15 protein-coding genes and 3 tRNA genes are annotated in these 19,079 nt (G+C 38.4%); 11 read left to right on the forward strand and 7 right to left on the reverse strand.

Features of this window, described 5'->3' with window-relative positions; all coding sequences use genetic code 11:
* Positions 1-93 precede the first annotated feature (93 nt).
* The 3 genes from ftsH (at position 94) to KTJ10_RS16865 (ending at position 3,422) form a co-directional block, all read left to right on the forward strand.
* Positions 94-1,989, forward strand: coding sequence for an ATP-dependent zinc metalloprotease FtsH (gene ftsH, locus KTJ10_RS16855; RefSeq protein WP_033848050.1), 1,896 nt, complete (start codon positions 94-96; stop codon positions 1,987-1,989).
* A gap of 132 nt (positions 1,990-2,121) precedes the next feature.
* Positions 2,122-2,973, forward strand: a complete 852-nt coding sequence (gene folP / locus KTJ10_RS16860) for a dihydropteroate synthase (protein ID WP_262442484.1) — start codon at positions 2,122-2,124, stop codon at positions 2,971-2,973.
* Positions 2,974-3,107: 134 nt separating this feature from the next.
* Complete coding sequence (locus KTJ10_RS16865; RefSeq protein ID WP_005067609.1) at positions 3,108-3,422, forward strand: DUF5713 family protein; 315 nt, start codon at positions 3,108-3,110, stop codon at positions 3,420-3,422.
* Here the strand turns inward: KTJ10_RS16865 and KTJ10_RS16870 are convergent, their stop codons facing one another.
* Both KTJ10_RS16870 and KTJ10_RS16875 read right to left on the reverse strand, forming a co-directional pair.
* On the reverse strand, positions 3,423-3,764 hold the full coding sequence (locus KTJ10_RS16870; RefSeq protein ID WP_199962073.1) for a hypothetical protein: 342 nt from the start codon (positions 3,762-3,764) through the stop codon (positions 3,423-3,425).
* A gap of 76 nt (positions 3,765-3,840) precedes the next feature.
* A tRNA-Leu gene (locus KTJ10_RS16875) sits at positions 3,841-3,926 on the reverse strand.
* 196 nt (positions 3,927-4,122) lie between these two features.
* Here KTJ10_RS16875 and KTJ10_RS16880 point away from each other — a divergent pair.
* Positions 4,123-5,925: an alkaline phosphatase D family protein gene (locus KTJ10_RS16880; protein WP_262442485.1), complete on the forward strand. Its 1,803-nt coding sequence runs from the start codon at positions 4,123-4,125 to the stop codon at positions 5,923-5,925.
* A gap of 104 nt (positions 5,926-6,029) precedes the next feature.
* Here KTJ10_RS16880 and KTJ10_RS16885 read toward each other — a convergent pair.
* Together KTJ10_RS16885 and KTJ10_RS16890 are read right to left on the reverse strand one after the other, a co-directional pair.
* Positions 6,030-6,115: transfer RNA gene (locus KTJ10_RS16885), tRNA-Leu, on the reverse strand.
* Between the two features lie 11 nt (positions 6,116-6,126).
* Positions 6,127-6,200: transfer RNA gene (locus tag KTJ10_RS16890), tRNA-Cys, on the reverse strand.
* Between the two features lie 152 nt (positions 6,201-6,352).
* Between KTJ10_RS16890 and folD the strand changes: the two genes are divergently transcribed.
* Complete coding sequence (gene folD, locus KTJ10_RS16895; RefSeq protein ID WP_002115552.1) at positions 6,353-7,201, forward strand: bifunctional methylenetetrahydrofolate dehydrogenase/methenyltetrahydrofolate cyclohydrolase FolD; 849 nt, start codon at positions 6,353-6,355, stop codon at positions 7,199-7,201.
* Positions 7,202-7,441: 240 nt separating this feature from the next.
* On the forward strand, positions 7,442-8,110 hold the full coding sequence (locus tag KTJ10_RS16900; RefSeq protein WP_199975717.1) for a class I SAM-dependent methyltransferase: 669 nt from the start codon (positions 7,442-7,444) through the stop codon (positions 8,108-8,110).
* A 22-nt stretch (positions 8,111-8,132) separates the two neighbouring features.
* On the opposite strand, the gene KTJ10_RS16905 is transcribed toward KTJ10_RS16900, so the two are convergent.
* Entirely contained in the window at positions 8,133-8,555 is a 423-nt protein-coding gene (locus KTJ10_RS16905; RefSeq protein WP_108009229.1) for a hypothetical protein, read from the reverse strand.
* A 117-nt stretch (positions 8,556-8,672) separates the two neighbouring features.
* Entirely contained in the window at positions 8,673-10,004 is a 1,332-nt protein-coding gene (locus KTJ10_RS16910; RefSeq protein ID WP_130173306.1) for an MFS transporter, read from the reverse strand.
* Positions 10,005-10,377: 373 nt separating this feature from the next.
* On the opposite strand from KTJ10_RS16910, the gene glpK reads away from it, so the two are divergent.
* Positions 10,378-11,886, forward strand: a complete 1,509-nt coding sequence (gene glpK, locus KTJ10_RS16915; protein WP_262442486.1) for a glycerol kinase GlpK — start codon at positions 10,378-10,380, stop codon at positions 11,884-11,886.
* 154 nt (positions 11,887-12,040) lie between these two features.
* Positions 12,041-13,558 (forward strand): glycerol-3-phosphate dehydrogenase, encoded by a 1,518-nt coding sequence (gene glpD, locus KTJ10_RS16920; protein ID WP_262442487.1) that lies wholly within the window; start codon positions 12,041-12,043, stop codon positions 13,556-13,558.
* Positions 13,559-13,599: 41 nt separating this feature from the next.
* Here the strand turns inward: glpD and KTJ10_RS16925 are convergent, their stop codons facing one another.
* Positions 13,600-15,432: a phosphoenolpyruvate carboxykinase (GTP) gene (locus tag KTJ10_RS16925; protein WP_086264434.1), complete on the reverse strand. Its 1,833-nt coding sequence runs from the start codon at positions 15,430-15,432 to the stop codon at positions 13,600-13,602.
* 390 nt (positions 15,433-15,822) lie between these two features.
* Between KTJ10_RS16925 and KTJ10_RS16930 the strand changes: the two genes are divergently transcribed.
* The 3 genes from KTJ10_RS16930 to KTJ10_RS16940 all read left to right on the forward strand — a co-directional run.
* Complete coding sequence (locus KTJ10_RS16930) at positions 15,823-16,761, forward strand: diacylglycerol/lipid kinase family protein (protein ID WP_199975720.1); 939 nt, start codon at positions 15,823-15,825, stop codon at positions 16,759-16,761.
* The gene (locus tag KTJ10_RS16935; protein WP_199975721.1) at positions 16,742-17,500 is read left to right on the forward strand and encodes a metallophosphoesterase family protein; all 759 of its coding nucleotides are present in this window, start codon (positions 16,742-16,744) and stop codon (positions 17,498-17,500) included. The genes KTJ10_RS16930 and KTJ10_RS16935 overlap by 20 nt, the downstream gene beginning before the upstream one ends.
* Before the next feature lie 303 nt (positions 17,501-17,803).
* On the forward strand, positions 17,804-19,079 hold a 1,276-nt coding region (locus tag KTJ10_RS16940), incomplete at its 3' end, for an Ig-like domain-containing protein (protein ID WP_262442488.1).

Here is a 19,079-nt window from a genome sequence, read left to right on the forward strand (position 1 = left end):
TTTTAGGTTATCCGCAAGCAATACAGTTGCTGTTTTTATGACGATCAGCCAAGATTGGGCATGATCAAATTAGATCGATATGGGAATAAAGCTTTGAGCGATTACTTCAAGAATGCCGTATTGTGGCTAATAATACTTGGTGTTCTGATTTTAATTTTCAGTAATATCAGTGACCGCAATAAGCCTACTGCGATGAAATACTCAGATTTCGTTGCAGCGGTGAATGCTGGCCAAATTAAGCAAGTCACAATTGACGGTTTAAATATTAATGGTGAAAAAACTAACGGATCACAGTTTGAAACTGTTCGTCCGCAAGTTGAAGACACTGAGCTTATGCCGAGCTTAAATAAGCAAAATGTTGTTGTAGAGGGAACAGCTCCTCAACGTCAAGGCATTTTGATGCAACTTCTCATTGCTAGTTTCCCTGTACTGTTAATCATTCTGTTATTCATGTTCTTTATGCGTAACATGGGTGGTGGTGCAGGCGGAAAAAATGGGCCGATGAGTTTTGGTAAGTCGAAAGCAAAAATGCTTTCTGAAGATCAAATCAAAGTCAATTTTTCTGACGTTGCTGGTTGTGATGAAGCAAAACAAGAAGTTGTTGAAATTGTAGATTTCTTAAAAGACCCTGCAAAATTCAAACGTTTGGGCGCTACTATTCCTCGTGGCGTACTTATGGTTGGTCCTCCGGGTACTGGTAAAACGTTATTAGCCAAAGCAATTGCTGGTGAAGCTAAAGTTCCTTTCTTCAGCATTTCAGGTTCTGACTTTGTCGAAATGTTCGTGGGTGTGGGTGCGTCCCGTGTCCGTGATATGTTCGAGCAAGCTAAACGTCATGCGCCTTGTATTATCTTTATTGACGAGATTGATGCAGTAGGACGTCATCGTGGTTCAGGTACAGGTGGTGGTCATGATGAGCGTGAACAAACCTTAAACCAAATGCTTGTAGAGATGGATGGTTTTGAAGGTAATGAAGGTGTGATCGTAATTGCTGCGACGAACCGTGTTGATGTCTTGGATAAAGCATTATTACGTCCAGGTCGTTTTGACCGTCAAGTAATGGTAGGTTTACCTGACATTCGTGGTCGTGAGCAGATTCTGAATGTACATTTGAAAAAATTACCTTCAGTTACGGGTGTGGATGTTAAAGTTCTATCTCGTGGTACTCCAGGTTTCTCTGGTGCACAGTTGGCAAACCTTGTTAACGAAGCTGCATTATTTGCTGCACGTCGTAATAAGAACACTGTCGACATGCATGACTTTGAAGATGCAAAAGACAAAATCTACATGGGACCAGAGCGTAAATCGATGGTTCTACGTGAAGAAGAGCGTCGTGCAACGGCTTATCATGAAGCTGGTCATGCGATTGTTGCCGAGATTTTACCGGGTACAGATCCTGTTCATAAAGTAACGATTATGCCGCGTGGTTGGGCTTTAGGTGTAACTTGGCAGTTACCTGAACAAGACCAAATTAGCCACTATAAAGACAAGATGCTAAACGAAATTGCAATTTTGTTTGGTGGTCGTATTGCTGAAGAAGTATTTATCCAACAGCAATCTACTGGTGCTTCAAATGACTTTGAGCGAGCTACTAAAATGGCACGTGCAATGGTTACGAAGTACGGTATGTCTGACAAAATGGGTGTAATGGTTTACGAGGATGAAAACCAAAATGGTTTCTTTGGTAATGTAGGAAGCCGTACGATTTCTGAAGCAACTCAACAGCTAGTTGATGAGGAAGTACGTCGTATTCTTGATGAGCAATACAAAGTTGCACGTAATATCTTGGAAAGTAATAAAGATATTGCACACGCGATGGTAAAAGCTTTGATGGAATGGGAAACAATTGATCGTGATCAAATCCGTGACATTATGGAAGGTCGTGAGCCACAACCGCCTAAAGTATATGTTGCTGAAAACCCAGTGGCTGCATTTGAACCACCAAAAGATGGTCCATCTACACCGCCACCATTGCCAGCAATGAACTAATTAGTTAATAAAAAAGCCACAGTCATGTGGCTTTTTTTATGGGTTTGATTTTGTTAAAAGCTGAAAACAAATCAACACCATACATAGATGATAGTTGCTAAAATACAGCCTGATTTTAAACTGGAGCTTTTTATGCAACTAATGCCTTTGCCTCAACAAATTTTACAGTGTGGACAGCTTCAGTTAGATCTATCACAGCCTCACGTTATGGGTATATTAAATGTCACACCAGATTCTTTTAGTGATGGTGGAAAGCATAATCAAATAGATCAAGCGATTGCTCATGCGCTAGCCATGATAGAGCAAGGTGCCACCATTATTGATATTGGTGGAGAGTCTACCCGTCCAGGGGCATCTGAAGTAAGCATAGAAGAAGAAATACGAAGAGTTGTGCCCGTAGTTGAAGCTTTAGCTAAACATAATATTGTTCTATCAATTGATACGAGTCAGCCTGATGTTATTCGTGCAGCGAAAGAAGCAGGAGCACATATTTGGAATGATGTACGTGCGCTTACTCGTCCCAATGCTTTAAAAACGGCAGCAGATCTGGATATACCCGTAGTGATCATGCATATGCGTGGTGAGCCGACTACAATGAATCAGTTAGACCAATATACGGACGTAACCTTAGATGTTATAGCGGAACTCCAGCAGCGCGTGAATGAAGCTTTAAATGCGGGCGTGAAAAAACATAATATTATTATTGATCCTGGGTTTGGTTTTGCAAAAAATGCGCAGCAAAATTTAAGACTATTAAAAGAATTTTGGAAGCTTGGTGAAATGGGTTATCCGATTTTATCTGGCCTATCTCGTAAACGTTTTATTGGTGAAGCATTAAAGGGTGCAACTGCAGATCAGCGTGCGGTAGGAAGCGTTGCGGGGCATTTGCTTAGTATTCAGCAAGGAGCATGCATTGTTAGAGCGCATGATGTCAAAGCAATGACTGATGCAATTCTAGTTTGGAAGGCGATGATACAAGCCTAGCAAAGTAGGCTTTATAAAATCAGGTAGTAACTCATTAATTTAATGAGCTAGATGATTGAGTCAGGGAAAAATATCGTTATTCTTTTGAAAATATGTTATAAGCGGCAAGTTTTTGCTGTTGTGTAAACTTTTGTATGTTCGAAGACTTACTTCTCCCGATGTTTGATGATGAATATTATCCAGATATTTTGGTCGCTGAACTAAAGCAGCTCATTGAACAATTTGCTAAAAAAGTTCAGAAGCCTGCCTTAGCTGAGCAGGATATCTATCGATATGCTCATCAGACTGTGATTGAAATTAATGAAATGAAACCTCAGTTCGAAGATCTAGATTCTTCGTTAGATGATAGTGCTGCTGACTATATTGCTGAAGCAATGATGATGGTAGCACAGGAAGCTGGATATTTAGATCTAGAAATGGAAGAGCTGGTGATGAATCGAGAGTGGTGATTACTCTCGATTTTCAATATCTTCAAATACATCTAACAAGTGGCAAGATGCCTTTAAATGTATTTCGTCTATTTCTTTAACTTTTAAAACTAAAACACCATTCTCTTGATAATCTGCGTCCGCTAACAAACTGACCCAATAAGTTTCTCTTTTTTGTTCCAGCGTTTTAAATTTATCTATTATCTGTTCGGGTGCTTTAACTAAATAATCATCTTTGGTAATAGAGCAACGTGAAAAATACCAATTGTTGTCTTTGAAAGAAAGGGTACCAGAGAAAAGATCTGTGGCGTAAACCTTTGTTATAAAAAGGGTAGTGCAAACGAGTAATAATATTCTTATCATAAAATTCATTTTGATTAGGCATAAAAAAACCAGCATACGCTGGATTCTTTGTAGCACCAAATTCAATATTTGAAAATGGTGCCCGGGGCCGGACTCGAACCGGCACGCTTTGTGGGCGGGGGATTTTAAATCCCCTGTGTCTACCTATTTCACCACCCGGGCATGTGCGCAATAATAGAGGACAAGTGCGCGATTGGCAAGAGAAAATCAGAGAGTTTGCTTTATTTTCAATCAGTTCTTGTTGGTATTTATATAAATTGACCAATTTGTGTCATGATTTGTTCATTAAACTGAGATCAGTTGTTCATCTTATCTACCTAAATTTAAGACACTCATTGCTTAAAACTTAGGTAATTTTATGTCAGAGAAAATTTCACGCCGAGAATTAATTCAAAAAAGTCTGTTCGGTTTTGGGGCGCTATCTTTGCCTGTAGTTTTTACAGGGTGTAATGATGGTTCTGATGAGGAGAATTCAGAAACACAAGCAGATTTTTTACATGGAGTTGCCAGCGGCGACCCTTTGCAAGATAGAGTAATTTTGTGGACACGATTAACACCAGTAGATCTTAATGCGCGTCTTAAAGTTACTTGGGAAATAGCTGCGGATAATCAGTTTAAACAGAATTTGAAGACTGGTACGGTTGAAACGACCAAGACTGATGATTTCACTGTGAAAGTAGATGCAACAGGATTGCAAGCGGGTACCATTTATTATTATCGTTTCCGTTTTGGTAATAAAATTTCCTCTGTGGGGCAAACTAAAACGCTACCTATAAGCACTAATAAAGTTAGTTTTGCAGTATGTTCTTGCTCTAACTATCCTGCGGGTTACTTTTACGTTTATCGTGAAATAGCAAAGCAAAATGTGGATGTAGTTATTCATTTGGGAGACTATATTTATGAATATGGGGCTGATGGCTATGCGACAGAAGATGCTGCAAAGCTGGGTCGTACTTTACCGTCCGATAATAATAAAGAAATTATTAAATTAGATGATTATCGCAAACGCTATGCGCTATATCGTCAAGATAAAGATTTGCAGGCGGTTCATGAGCGTCATCCTTTTATTGTAATTTGGGATGATCATGAGTTGGCAAATGATACTTGGCGTGAAGGTGCAGAGAATCATACGGAAGAAACACGAAAAGCAAAGAATGAAGGTAAGTTTTTAGAAAGAAAGCTAGCGGCTTTACAAGCTTATTTTGAATGGATGCCTATCCGTCCTGTCGATGATCAGCACACTAAAATTTATCGCCAGTTTGATTTCGGGGGGCTTGTTAATTTAATAATGTTAGATACTCGTATTATTGCCCGTGACGAGCAGTTGGATTATGGCAAATATATAACAGCGAATGGCTTAGATATTGAAAAATTCCAAGCGGATTTAACTAATCCAATACGGACCTTAATGGGGCAAACTCAGCGTGAGTGGTTATTGGGTAGTAAAGAGAAAAATATAGTAGGTGTCTTACAAAGTTCAACTGCAGTATGGAATGTGATTGGGCAGCAAGTCTTAATGAGTAAAATGTGGATTCCAGCTGAGTTGTTGGCATCGTTGGGGCAAATTACTTCAGGCGGAACTTCGCCGGATACGTTAGCTAAAATGAATGCGCAAATTACAGAATTAGTCACATTAAAATTACGATTAGAGCAAGGTGATCCAACTTTAACCGTTCAAGAAAAAGCGCGAGTCACAACTTTAGTTCCCTATAACCTCGATGCTTGGGATGGTTACTATGCTGAGCGAGAGTTTTTGTATGGCAAATTGGCAGAGTTTAATAAGAAAATTATTGTTTTGGCGGGTGATACTCATAATGCGTGGACATCTTACTTATATAGCCAAAAGGGCGAATATGTTGGTGTTGAACTGGCGACAAGTTCGGTATCTTCCCCGGGGCTTGAAAAATATTTAAGTATTCCACTAGCTCAGCTACAACAGTTTGAATTTGCATTTACTACGCTTATCGATGAATTGGCATATTGTAATTTAAATCAGCGTGGTTATTTGATGGTTACACTTGATGATAAGCAGGCGCAGTCGGATTGGATTTTTGTAGATTCAATTAAAAATCCAGGATATAAAGTAGATTCTATCCGAAGCTATGAATTGGTGTTGGATGCGAGTTTAACACCTGAAAAAGACAAGCAAAAAACTGCTTAAATATATGGGGCGAGAAAGGGTGCTATAATAAGCATCCTTTTTTTAGACATAAAAAAACCAGCTTTCGCTGGATTCTTTATGACACCAATTTCTGTACTAGAAAATGGTGCCCGGGGCCGGACTCGAACCGGCACGCTTTGTGGGCGGGGGATTTTAAATCCCCTGTGTCTACCTATTTCACCACCCGGGCTTTACCAAATTTGGAGGCGGAGGTCGGAATCGAACCGGCGTCCACGGAGTTGCAGTCCGCTGCATGACCACTCTGCCACCCCGCCTACATTTGGTGATGCACATATTAGCAACCTTTACAAAAAAAACAATACTGTTTTGAGATAAGATGAACATAAAAGCAACATCTAGAATAAATTTGTCCAAATAATCATGTATTATTGGCACATTAAATTCATGTCTACCTTGGAGATGTGCTGTGGCATTGGTTTTAGACGGTCGCGCATTAGCAAAGCAAATTGAAGAAAATTTGTCAGTACGTGTTGAAGCTTTAAAAGCTAAAACAGGTCGTACCCCAATTTTGGCGACTATTTTAGTTGGGGATGATGGCGCATCTGCAACTTATGTACGCATGAAAGGAAATGCTTGCCGTCGAGTAGGCATGGACTCTTTAAAAATTGAATTGCCACAAGAAACGACAACAGAACAGTTATTAGCTGAAATTGAAAAACTTAATGCTAATCCAGATGTACATGGCATTCTTTTACAACATCCAGTTCCTGAGCAAATTGATGAGCGCGCATGTTTCGATGCAATCTCATTAGCTAAAGATGTTGATGGTGTAACTTGTCTTGGTTTTGGCCGTATGGCTATGGGCGAAGCTGCATATGGTTCAGCAACTCCTGCGGGCATTATGACTATTTTAAAAGAAAACAATATCGAAATTGCTGGTAAACATGCGGTTGTAGTCGGTCGTTCAGCAATTTTAGGTAAACCAATGGCAATGATGCTTTTGCAAGCCAATGCAACAGTAACGATTTGCCATTCACGCACACAAAACTTACCTGAGCTTGTGAAGCAAGCTGACATTATTGTGGGTGCAGTTGGTAAAGCTGAACTTATCCAAAAAGATTGGATTAAACAAGGTGCAGTGGTTGTAGATGCTGGTTTCCATCCTCGTGATGGCGGTGGCGTAGGCGATATTCAACTACAAGGTATTGAAGAAATTGCTTCTGCTTACACACCAGTACCGGGTGGTGTTGGTCCAATGACCATTACAACTTTGATCCGTCAAACTGTAGAAGCTGCTGAAAAAGCTTTAGGTTAATTTAATTTATTCACGACGGCGTCCTACCGTTTAACGCAAATGTTAGGAGCTCGTATGTTACTTTTCTTTCGGGATGAGTAGCGAAGCTACGCAAGACCAAAACGGTTGCTGTAATTAATACATTGGAATTGAACTAACGTATTTTTTAGTAACTAAACGCTATCATGTTATAAGCCGCTGTTTTAGTCTTGCTCGCGATGTAGATGATCAAATAGTAATTATAAATTTTTGAGCTTATTTATGAGCTGCACCTTTCAATTTGCCAAAGCCCCTGAACATTTACTTCAAGCACTAAATGAAGTTATTCCCAATTGTGAGTTGATGGCACAACAGTTGCCTGAAACGCCTATTTCTTTATGGTTGATTCCACCAGTTTTTCCAACTGATCGATTGGATGATGAAGTTATTCGCCGTATTTGGAATGATACGCCGTATTGGATTTTTTGTTGGGCATCTGGTTTAGCAATGGCACAGTGGTTACTTGCAGAGCCGCAACATGTTAAAGATAAAGTTGTTTTGGATTTCGGAGCTGGTTCTGGTGTAGTGGCAATTGCTGCAAAAATGGCAGGAGCGAAACGAGTCATCTGCTGTGATATCGATCAAGTTAGTTTGAATGCTTGCCGTGAAAACGCTTTACTTAATAATGTTGAGCTAGAATATTTAGATGATTTATATAAGGCCGAGCATGTTGATATTTTATTGGCAGCTGATGTTTTATACGATCAATGTAACCGCTTTTTCTTAGATGAATTTTTAAAATTTGCCCCAGAAGTCTGGGTGGCTGATAGCCGTGTTAAGAACTTTAGTCATCCTAAATATCAAAAGATTGATGAAAGAAGTGCTTCTACATGGCCTGATCTAGATGAAGCTAAAGAGTTTAGAAATGTAAGTTTTTATAAGACGCTGTAAAAGAACAGCGTCTTTTTTTATTTTATGAACAAGTATAACGAACAACTTTTAATGTGCTTGGACGTGCTTCAAGCGCTTGGCGAGTTGCATAGTCCTCACCATTATTTAAGCTAGGTGTATTTGATAAACCAAAAGAAGCACGAGTTTCGCCGAGTTGAATTCCATAATGCTCATCTTTCGCTGGATTAGGAATTTCGTTGATACTCAAAATTGATAATTTATAAACTTTCTGAGCACCTAGTACATTCTGACAAGCGCGTTGTAATTTACGTTCATCGAGTTGCTGGTTACTACGACCCGCTAAAGTGTAAGCTAAAGTCGCTGAAGTTTTTGTTTGGTTTTCAATCTGGTATCCAGTTGAACCATTATATTGTCGAGGGGTAGTCTGACAAGCAGTTAAAACAAACATACTACTTAATGCCAAGCATAAAATACTTCTATTCATCAGTATCGTCCTTATTTTCTTATAGCTAGTATCTCATAAAATACAAAGGTTGTTGGGGCTTAATCTCATGATTTGAGCTAACATCGGCGAACGATATTAGCCCTTATTGGTAAAGTATTAATGTTCTTTGATTTTTGAATGATGCTTGGTGTCTTTCATAAAAATATAAATAATGAGAGAAATGAAGATCATGATACTTACATAAATAAAGTACCAAGATTCATGCCCAGCTTCTTTAAAACTTAAAGCAAAGAACTCTGCTGTTCCACCAAATAACGTATTGGCAATCGCGTAAGGTAATGCAACTCCTAAAGCGCGAATGTGCGCAGGGAAAAGTTCGGCTTTCACTACAGCATTAATTGAAGTGTAGCCAGTCACCATCACGAGACCTCCAAAACATAACCAGAAAGCTGTCCAATAGTTATGTGTATTTGCGAGAGCATCAAATAAAACGTATGTGAATAAAACACCTGTTATTCCGAAGAAAATCATAAGAGGTTTTCGACCAATGCGATCCGATAAAGCACCTGCTACAGGCTGTAGACACATAAAAATAAATAGCGCTAAAGTTGTAATTTGAGTGGCTTCAGGTTTGGTAAATCCAGAAGTATTGACTAAATATTTTTGCAGATAGGTCGTGTAAGTATAAAAAGCTAAAGTCCCGCCAGCTGTTAAAAATAATACTGTGAAAGCTTCTTTAGGGTAATGTTTAAATAAAGCAAACATGCCTGATTTTGGCTGGTCTGTCTCTGCCTGAGCATTTTTAAAAGATTGAGTTTCTAGTAGGCCACGTCGAATACGGAAAACTACAATCGCAAGTAAAGCACCGATAAAGAATGGGATACGCCATCCCCAATCATGTAGTTGTTCTTCACTTAATACCATTTGTAATATTAATAGAACGCATAGAGCTGTGAGCTGCCCAGCAATCAAGGTGACATATTGGAAACTAGAGAAAAAACCTCGTCGATTTCTCTCAGCCATTTCACTTAAATAGGTAGCACTAGCACCATATTCACCGCCTACACTTAAACCTTGAATTAAACGAGCGACAACTAAAAGAAGAGGGGCAAATACACCAATACTTTCATAACTTGGTGTCACGGCAATAAGAAGCGAACCTATACACATTAAAGTGACGGAAAGGGTCAGACCCGCTTTACGACCTTTACGGTCTGAATAGATTCCCATAATCCATGCACCGATTGGGCGCATTAAAAAGCCTACAGCAAAAATTGCGGCCGCTTGAAGGAGCTGAGCCGTCTGGCTACCTTTCGGGAAAAAAGCATGAGCAAAATAGAGCGTAAATGCTGCATATACATACCAGTCATACCATTCAACAAGGTTACCGGCAGAACCGCCCAAAATGGATTTTAGACGAGTTTTTGTATCTAAATTAGAATGTGGAGTTGTTGCGGTAGAAGGTTGATCAACCATGAGTCGCTCCATGTTTCGCTTGGGTTGAATGCTAAAAAAGAGAAGATTTATTCCGTTTTTACATATTTTCTAGAGGAGTATTTCACTTTATTTTTTTTATGTCTGTAAAACAATGTTTATTATTTAAGCAAAGGAATAAGTTGAATATTTATATGATTTCAAATTAGCCGATTAGTCCATTTTTATGATCTTATTCGGTTATTTAGCCTATTATTTTTTTCCAAATAGTAAAAACTAATAAAGAATGAGTAGAGTTTGGGCGAAGAAAACCTATATGCCTTAAAAATAATGATATATTCCAAAGAAAATTTTAAATAAATACAGTTAGGCATGATGTTTTGGCATTGTGGACTAGATGTGTGTGGATAATGAAAGGGACATTCAGATGTCAAATTGCCTGAAAAAATATATTGTTGCTTTTGATCAGGGAACAACGAGTTCAAGAGCAATTGTTTTAGACCATGATGCTAACGTTGTAAGTATTGCTCAAAAAGAATTTACCCAGATTTATCCGCAGCCTGGCTGGGTCGAGCATGACCCTATGGAAATTTGGGCTACGCAAAGTGCTGTTTGGGTAGAGGCTCTAGCTCAAGCAGGCATTAAGAGTGAGCAAGTTGCAGCAATTGGGATTACAAATCAGCGTGAAACCACAATTGTTTGGGATAAAAAATCAGGCAAGCCTATTTACAATGCGATTGTTTGGCAAAGTCGACAAACGACTGAGATATGCAATCAATTGCATAAAGCAGGATGGCAAGAATACATACGTAAAACAACGGGTTTGGTGATTGATCCGTATTTTTCGGCCACAAAAATTAAATGGATTTTAGACCATGTTGAAGGAAGCCGTGAACGTGCTGAGCGAGGAGAGTTATTGTTCGGTACGGTGGATACTTGGTTAATCTGGAAACTAACCAATGGTACAGTCCATGTCACTGATTTTACCAATGCTTCACGAACTATGCTGTTTGATATCGAAAAGCTAGAATGGGATGAAAAACTTTTACAAGTTTTAGATATTCCTCGAGCAATGTTACCCGAAGTACGTAGCTCATCTGAGGTTTATGGATATACACATACCATTAGTGGTCAAGAAGTTGGTATTCCCATTGCAGGAATCGCAGGTGATCAACAAGCCGCACTGTTCGGTCAAATGTGTGTTGAGTCTGGCCAGGCAAAAAATACCTACGGCACAGGCTGTTTTCTATTAATGAACACAGGTAAGAAGATTGTCCGTTCAGAACATGGATTACTAACTACTATTGCATGTGGTGCGAGTGGTGAGGTGAACTATGCGTTAGAGGGTGCCGTGTTTAATGGGGGTTCTTGCGTGCAGTGGTTACGCGATGAATTAAAAGTCATTAAGAATGCTAAAGATTCTGAACTTTATGCAACACGTGTGAAAGACAGTAACGGTGTATATGTTGTACCTGCTTTTACAGGGTTGGGCGCACCGTATTGGGATCCAACTGCGCGAGGAGCAATTTTTGGTCTCACACGTGGAGCCAGTATTGAACATATTATTCGTGCAACTTTAGAGTCTATTGCTTTTCAAACCCGAGATGTTTTGGATGCAATGCAGCAAGATGCAGAAGAAAAGCTCCGTACACTCCGTGTTGATGGGGGAGTGACGGAAAATAATTTCTTAATGCAATTTCAGGCCGATATTTTAGCAACACCAGTAGAACGTCCAATAATGAAAGAAACCACAGCTTTGGGTGCAGCTTTCCTTGCTGGACTGGCGACGGGTTTCTGGCAAGATTTACATGAGTTAAGAAATAAATCTGCCATAGAAAAGGTATTTGAGCCAAAAATGTCTTCTGAACAATCAGAAATTATTTATAAAGGTTGGCTCAAGGCAGTTAAGCGTAGTCAAAGTTGGGCTGAGGATTAATTCGTTCTTTAATTGGTTGAATTCAATAGTAGGGTAATCAATTAACGGTTAAATACTTGGTTATTTAAAATTGATTATTCTACTTTTTTGATTGTTGTTTCTTCAATTTGGTGTTTTAATTTTTATAAGATCAACAATAAAAAGAAAATGAGAAATGAAAATACAGCCTAATGATTATTCAAAAATATATGACATTGCCGTGATCGGTGGCGGTATTAATGGTGTTGGTATTGCTAATGATGCTGCAGGCCGTGGACTATCGGTATTTTTATGTGAAAAAGATGATTTAGCTAGTCACACCTCATCTGCTAGCAGCAAATTAATTCATGGTGGTCTGCGCTATTTAGAGCATAAAGAATTTCGACTGGTTAGAGAAGCTTTAGCAGAGCGTGAAGTGTTGTTGGCTAAAGCTCCACATATTATTAAACCAATGCGCTTTATTATGCCTCATCGACCACATTTACGTCCTGCATGGTTAATTCGGGCGGGCTTGTTTTTTTATGATCATTTGGGAAAACGAGAAAAATTATTAGGCTCAAATCTTATTTATTTCAAAGAAAATAGTCCTTTAAAACCGGCTATAACGCGTGGTTTTGAATATTCTGACTGTACTGTAGATGATGCACGTCTTGTGGTGTTAAATGCATTGCAGGCTAAAGAGAAAGGCGCCAAAGTCGTAACACGTACGCGTTGTATTAAAGCTTATAGGGAACAAGAGCTGTGGCATCTGGAGTTACAAAGTGGAGCAGAGTTTTACCAGATACGTGCAAGAGCATTAGTGAATGCAGCAGGCCCTTGGGTTGAAGAAATTATTAGTGAAAATCTGAATCTAAAATCGCCATATCGAATTAGGCTGATCCAAGGAAGTCATATTGTTGTGCCTAAACTCTATGATTGTCATAAAGCATTTATCATGCAAAATGAAGACAGACGCATCGTGTTTGCCATTCCTTATTTAGAAAAATATACACTAATTGGCACGACCGATCAGGAATATACAGGTGATCCACAAAAGGTAGAGATTACCGATGTAGAAATAGATTACCTCTTAACAGTGACCAATTCACATTTTAAAAAGCAGTTAACTCGGGCTGATATTGTAAGCCAATATTCGGGTGTACGTGCTTTATGTGATGATGAGTCTGATAATCCTTCAGCGATTACACGTGACTATACTTTGGCGCTACAAGCAGAAGAGAGAAAGCCACCATTGTTATCTGTGTTTGGTGGCAAGATCACAACTTATCGAAAATTAGCCGAAGCTGCTTTAGAGCATTTGTCTGCGTTTTTTAATGACATGGCAGAAGAGTGGACTGTAGATGAGCCATTACCTGGTGCTGAAAACTGGACAACATTAGATGATTTAACGCATCAGCTTCAGTCACGTGTAAGTGGAGTGTCTGAATCACTTGCTAACCGTTGGGCGCATTCATACGGCACAAGAGTCTGGAATATGCTCCGAGAGAAAAATGCAATAGAGCAATTAGGCCAGAATTTTGGAAATGATTTATTTGAATGCGAAGTCAAATATTTATGTGAATATGAATGGGCGACTACTGCTGAGGATATATTGTGGCGTAGAACAAAACTAGGTCTAGCATTTGATGAAAAACAGGTAAAAATATTAGAAGCTTATTTATCTGAGCGTCGACAAAAAGACGATGCCGCATAATAAAAAAGGTCGCACATGGCGACCTTTTTTATATATAGCAATTAGAAGCCAGTTTTTACAGCTTCAAGTAAAGCTGCTTGACGTTCTTTTAATGCTTTCGGTAAGCGATCACCGAGTTTATTAAATAAATCAGTGTGGCTTTCAATTTCAGTAATCCACTGATCTTTATCTTGAGCTGTGATTAGGTCAAATTCTTCTTTAGAGAATTCAGTACCTTCCCAGTTCAAGTCGTCATATGTTGGAACAAGACCAATTGGAGTTTCAACAGCGTTTGCACGACCTTCACAACGATCAATGATCCACTCAAGAACACGCATGTTTTGACCGAAACCAGGCCATACGAAATTGCCTTCAGCATCACGACGGAACCAGTTTACATTGAAGATTTTTGGTAACTTATTACCAGCTGCTTCAGCTTTTGTACTTACTTGTTGACCAAGGCTTAACCAGTGATCAAAGTAGTCAGCCATGTTATAGCCAGCAAATGGAAGCATCGCGAATGGGTCACGACGAACAATACCTTGTTGGCCAACAGCAGCAGCAGTAGTTTCAGAACCCATAGTTGCCGCTTTATATACACCGTCAACCCAGTCGAAAGCTTCAGAAACTAAAGGAACTGTATCTGCGCGGCGACCGCCGAAGATAAATGCAGAAATTGGAACGCCTGCTGGATTTTCCCAGTCAGCATCGATAGAAGGGCATTGTCCAGCTGCAACAGTGAAGCGAGCATTTGGATGCGCTGCTTTTTCACCATTTACGTGAGGTTGACCTTTCCAGTTAGTTAAGTTTGTTGGAACTTCTTTAGAAAGACCTTCCCACCATACTTGACCATCTTCAGTTACCGCTACGTTTGTATAGATAACATCTTTATGAAGAGTTGCCATACAGTTCGGGTTAGTCTTGGTGTTTGTACCAGGAGCTACACCAAAGAAACCAGCTTCAGGGTTAATCGCATATAAACGACCATCTTCACCTGGTTTGATCCAAGCAATATCGTCACCTACAGTTTCGATTTTCCAACCTTCATAACCTGCTGGTGGAATTAACATTGCAAAGTTTGTTTTACCACATGCAGACGGGAATGCTGCAGCGATGTAGTGTTTTTCACCTTGAGGGTTAGTTACACCAAGAATAAGCATGTGTTCAGCTAACCAACCTTGTTCGCGTCCCATGACAGAAGCGATACGAAGAGCTAAACATTTTTTGCCAAGTAATGCGTTACCGCCGTAACCAGAACCGAAAGACCAGATTTCACGAGTTTCTGGGTAATGAACGATATATTTTTCAGGGTTACATGGCCAAGCAACGTCTTTTTGACCTTCAGCAAGTGGAGCACCTACTGTATGTACACATGGAACAAACTCGCCGTCTGTACCTAATACGTCATAAACTGCTTTACCCATACGTGCCATTTTACGCATGCTAACAGCAACGTAAGGAGAGTCAGTTAATTCGATACCGATATGAGCAATATGGCTACCAAGTGGGCCCATAGAGAAAGGAACAACGTACATCGTACGGCCTTTCATTGAACCGTCAAATAAACCGTTTAACTTTTCACGCATAACAGCTGGGTCTTCCCAGTTGTTTGTCGCACCAGCATCTTCTTTATTTTGAGAGCAGATGTAAGTACGGTCTTCAACACGTGCAACGTCAGATGGGTCAGAATTTGCAAGATAAGAACCAGGATGTTTTTCTTGGTTTAATTGCTGCATGGTGCCGTTAGCGATCATCAAGTCGATTAGACGTTGATATTCTTCTTCGCTTCCGTCACACCATTCGATTTTTGCTGGTTTGGTTAAGTTTGCAATTTCTTCAACCCATGCAATAAGCTTAGGATGACGAACGAATTCTGGTGCGTTCACTGTGGTCATGGTGAGGCCTATTCAAAATATGTACAACGTACAAGTCATTCATTGAGAGGTACAATGAAAGATCAAATAAAAAAGTGGCTGTATTAAAGCACAAAATCACAAAAAAAATAAGACTAAAGACTAAGAAATAGATATTTTACTTTTTTGTTTTTTCTTATTTAAATCATTAACTTGTAGTTTTTTGCAATATCTTATTCTCAATATTTTTATGTTGTATGTATGTTATTTATATTATTTATTTCTTTAAAAATCAATATCTTGATTCTTATTTTTTTCTTGAGAATTATTATTGATTAAACAAATGATCTTCATTCAAAATTTACATAAAGAGACTTTTATTAGGTGTTTTTATATACAATATTCAGGACGAATCCCTCTAAGATAATAAAAATGCGGACTTTAAAACCTCTCTCTATCATTTATAACCAAAAGTCGGGTTTTCATGCGTCAAAACATGAAGATATGTATGAACAGTTAATGACTGTGTTCACCGAATTTGGTTTCGAAATACAAGTTTTTGAATTAGCTGAAGATGTGTCTTTTGAGGATTTAATGAATCAAGTGATACATCGGCATAGTCAAAATGCAAATTTAGGTGTTGTTGTTGCAGCGGGTGGGGATGGAACTTTAAATGCCGTAGCATCAAAACTTAGGCATACTCATATTCCAATGGGAATATTACCTTTGGGAACTTTTAATTATGTCGCTAAAGTTTTGGATATTCCTTTAGATTTGTTAGAAGCTGCTGAAGTCATCGCTACAGGTACACCACGCTCTGTACATATTGCGACAATTAATGACCATGTTTATTTGAATAATGCGAGTCTAGGACTTTATCCATTATTTATAAAAAAACGCGAGCTTTATAATAAATACTTAGGGCGTTTACCTTTACATGCTTATACCTCAGCTTTGGATGTCTTATTAAGAGAAAATAAATCCATGAAACTTTCCGTCACAGTTGATGGCAAGAAATATCCGGTCAAAACACCTTTAATTTTCTTTGGTAATAATCAGTTGCAGTTATGTGATATGAAACTAAGAATTGCCGAATGTGCAGCACAAGGTCGAGTTGCAGGAGTGGTCATTACGAAAAGTGATAGGCTTAGTTTATTAAACATGTTGTGGCAGTGGATTCAAGGCAAAGTAGAAGAGACACAAGATGTTTATAGTTTTTGTGCAGATCATGTGGTGGTAGATTGTGCAAAAAGATCTAAACTTACAGTAGCTTTAGATGGTGAAATATTAGAGATGAAAACACCTTTAAACTTCTCTGTAGAAAAGAATGCTTTAAATATTATGGTGCCAAATGTTGTTACATCTGTCTGATCTGCATTTTGGAACAGAAGTTGAGGCATGTTTAGATGCAATCCGACTTTTTTGCACTCAACATAAACCTGAAGTCATTGTGGTAAGTGGTGATATTACTCAACGTGCCCGATATCAACAGTTTTATAAATGCCGTCAGTTTTTAGATAGCCTTAATATTCCTTATCTTGTTGTTCCTGGTAACCACGATATTCCGTTGTACCATGTCTGGAATCGTTTTTTTTCACCATTTACTCGCTACCAATATTTTTTTGGCCAGCTTGAACCGACTTTAGAAACTGAACATTTTTATATTGTTGGGGTGAATAGTATTCGCCGTCGTTATCATACTCGTGGACATATTTCGATTGAGCAAATTCAAACTACATATGAGCGATTACAGCAAGCGCCAGCGGATAAAATCAAATTAGTTGTTTTCCACCAGCCTTTTTATACTCCACCTGATGATGCACATGGTATTAAAGATTGTCCTGTATTAGGAAAAATGGCACTCGAAAAATGGAGTACAACAGGACTATTTGGAATGTTACATGGGCATTTGCATAAAACCGCTGTATATGATTTGACGCAAATTTATCAGTTAAAGATAGCTCATCCTATTTATGATATTCATGCAGGAACAGCAACTTCTAGCCGTTTGCATTATCATGTTCCAAATAGTTTTAATGTCATTTCAAATGATGGAAAAATTAATCATTATTGGTTTAATTACAATTTAAAGATTTTTCAATTAATTTAATTTATAAAAATTATATAAGACATTTAACTTAAGAGTAGATTGATAAAATTTTATCCATTACAATGCCTAAGCTTTAAATTCTATATATGGGGAATAGAAAAACATTCTAAATGTTTTATCATTTTAAAAATAATATTAATGGATACATAAAAAATTTTTAACTATATAAAAAGCCACGATTTTAAGTAGCTACAATAAGGGTTTAGTATTTTATGATAGTTAATAATATTTGATTAAATGAATATCTATTTATCTTAATATTTTAGAATAACTTAATAATATTTAAAATTTCATGGTGGAAAAATGGTACAAGTATCATTAATGGCAAATAATGCTTCAAAAAATAATACAGTTGATATTAATGTAGGCCAGACAAAAAATATTGTAGTAAATCCTAAAGAAGTCGCAAAAATCGATATAAATCCAGAAAAAATTTCTTCAATAACAAGAGAAGGAAATAGTGCAATTGTTCATCTAAAAGATGGAACTGAAATTGTTTTAGAAAACTATTTTATTAGCGAAAACCCGCAAATTCTTTTAAATGAAGGGCAGAGTTATTGGGCTGCTAATCTGGGAGAAGATGCTAGCGGACAGACCACTGTTAATTATTTAGAATTAAAAGATACGCCAAAGCTTATTGATAGTTCATCTTCTGTACCCCTCTGGTCGTGGGTAGTCAGCGCTTTAGCAGGAGCAGGAACAATTGCTTTATTGTCTCGGAAAGATTCTAAAGATACGACGCCTCCTGAGCCAGGAACTTTGAGTCTCAAAAATTTTTTAGATTCTGGGGGATCAACTGCAGATCAGATTACTCAAGATAAAAACTTTAATTTAAAGCTTGAAGGACAGGAAAGTGGAAGCCGAGTAATATATTTGGCCTCTACCGATGAAGGAAAAACTTGGCAAGAAACGACAGTAAATCAAAAAGATTTAACCGATGGTGTTTATCTCTACAAAGCTGTAGTAACAGATCGAGCTGGAAATGCTTCGGAAACTGCTATACAAAAAGTTGTTGTGGATACTACGGCGCCAAAAGCAGGCGAACTGACTTTATCTGATTTAAGTGATACAGGTGTTTTGGCAACTGATCAGATTACGCAAGATAAAAACTTCAATTTAAAGCTTGAAGGACAGGAAAGTGGCAGCCAAGTAACGTATTTAGTTTCTATCGATGATGGTAAAACTTGGCAGGAAAAAACTGTTACTCAAAAAGATTTGGCTGATGGTATTTATAAATTTAAAGCTGTAGTAACCGACGTTGCAGGCAACATATCTGAAACCAGTGTGCAAAAAGTCGTTGTGGATACAACAGCGCCGCAAGCAGGTGAACTGACTTTAGCTGCTTTGGCTGATACGGGCATTTCAGCAACTGATCAAATTACGCAAGATAAAACTTTTGATTTAAAGATTAGCGGACAAGAAGTAAATAGCCAAATCATTTACTGGATATCTAAAGATGAAGGAAAGACTTGGCAGGAAACAACGGTTACCCAAAAAGATTTGGCTGATGGTGTTTACCAATATAAAGCAATAGTAACCGACGTTGCAGGCAATACATCAGAAACCGCTATACAAAAAG

This window comes from Acinetobacter sp. WU_MDCI_Abxc222 (assembly GCF_025514755.1).
GTDB lineage: Bacteria > Pseudomonadota > Gammaproteobacteria > Pseudomonadales > Moraxellaceae > Acinetobacter > Acinetobacter geminorum.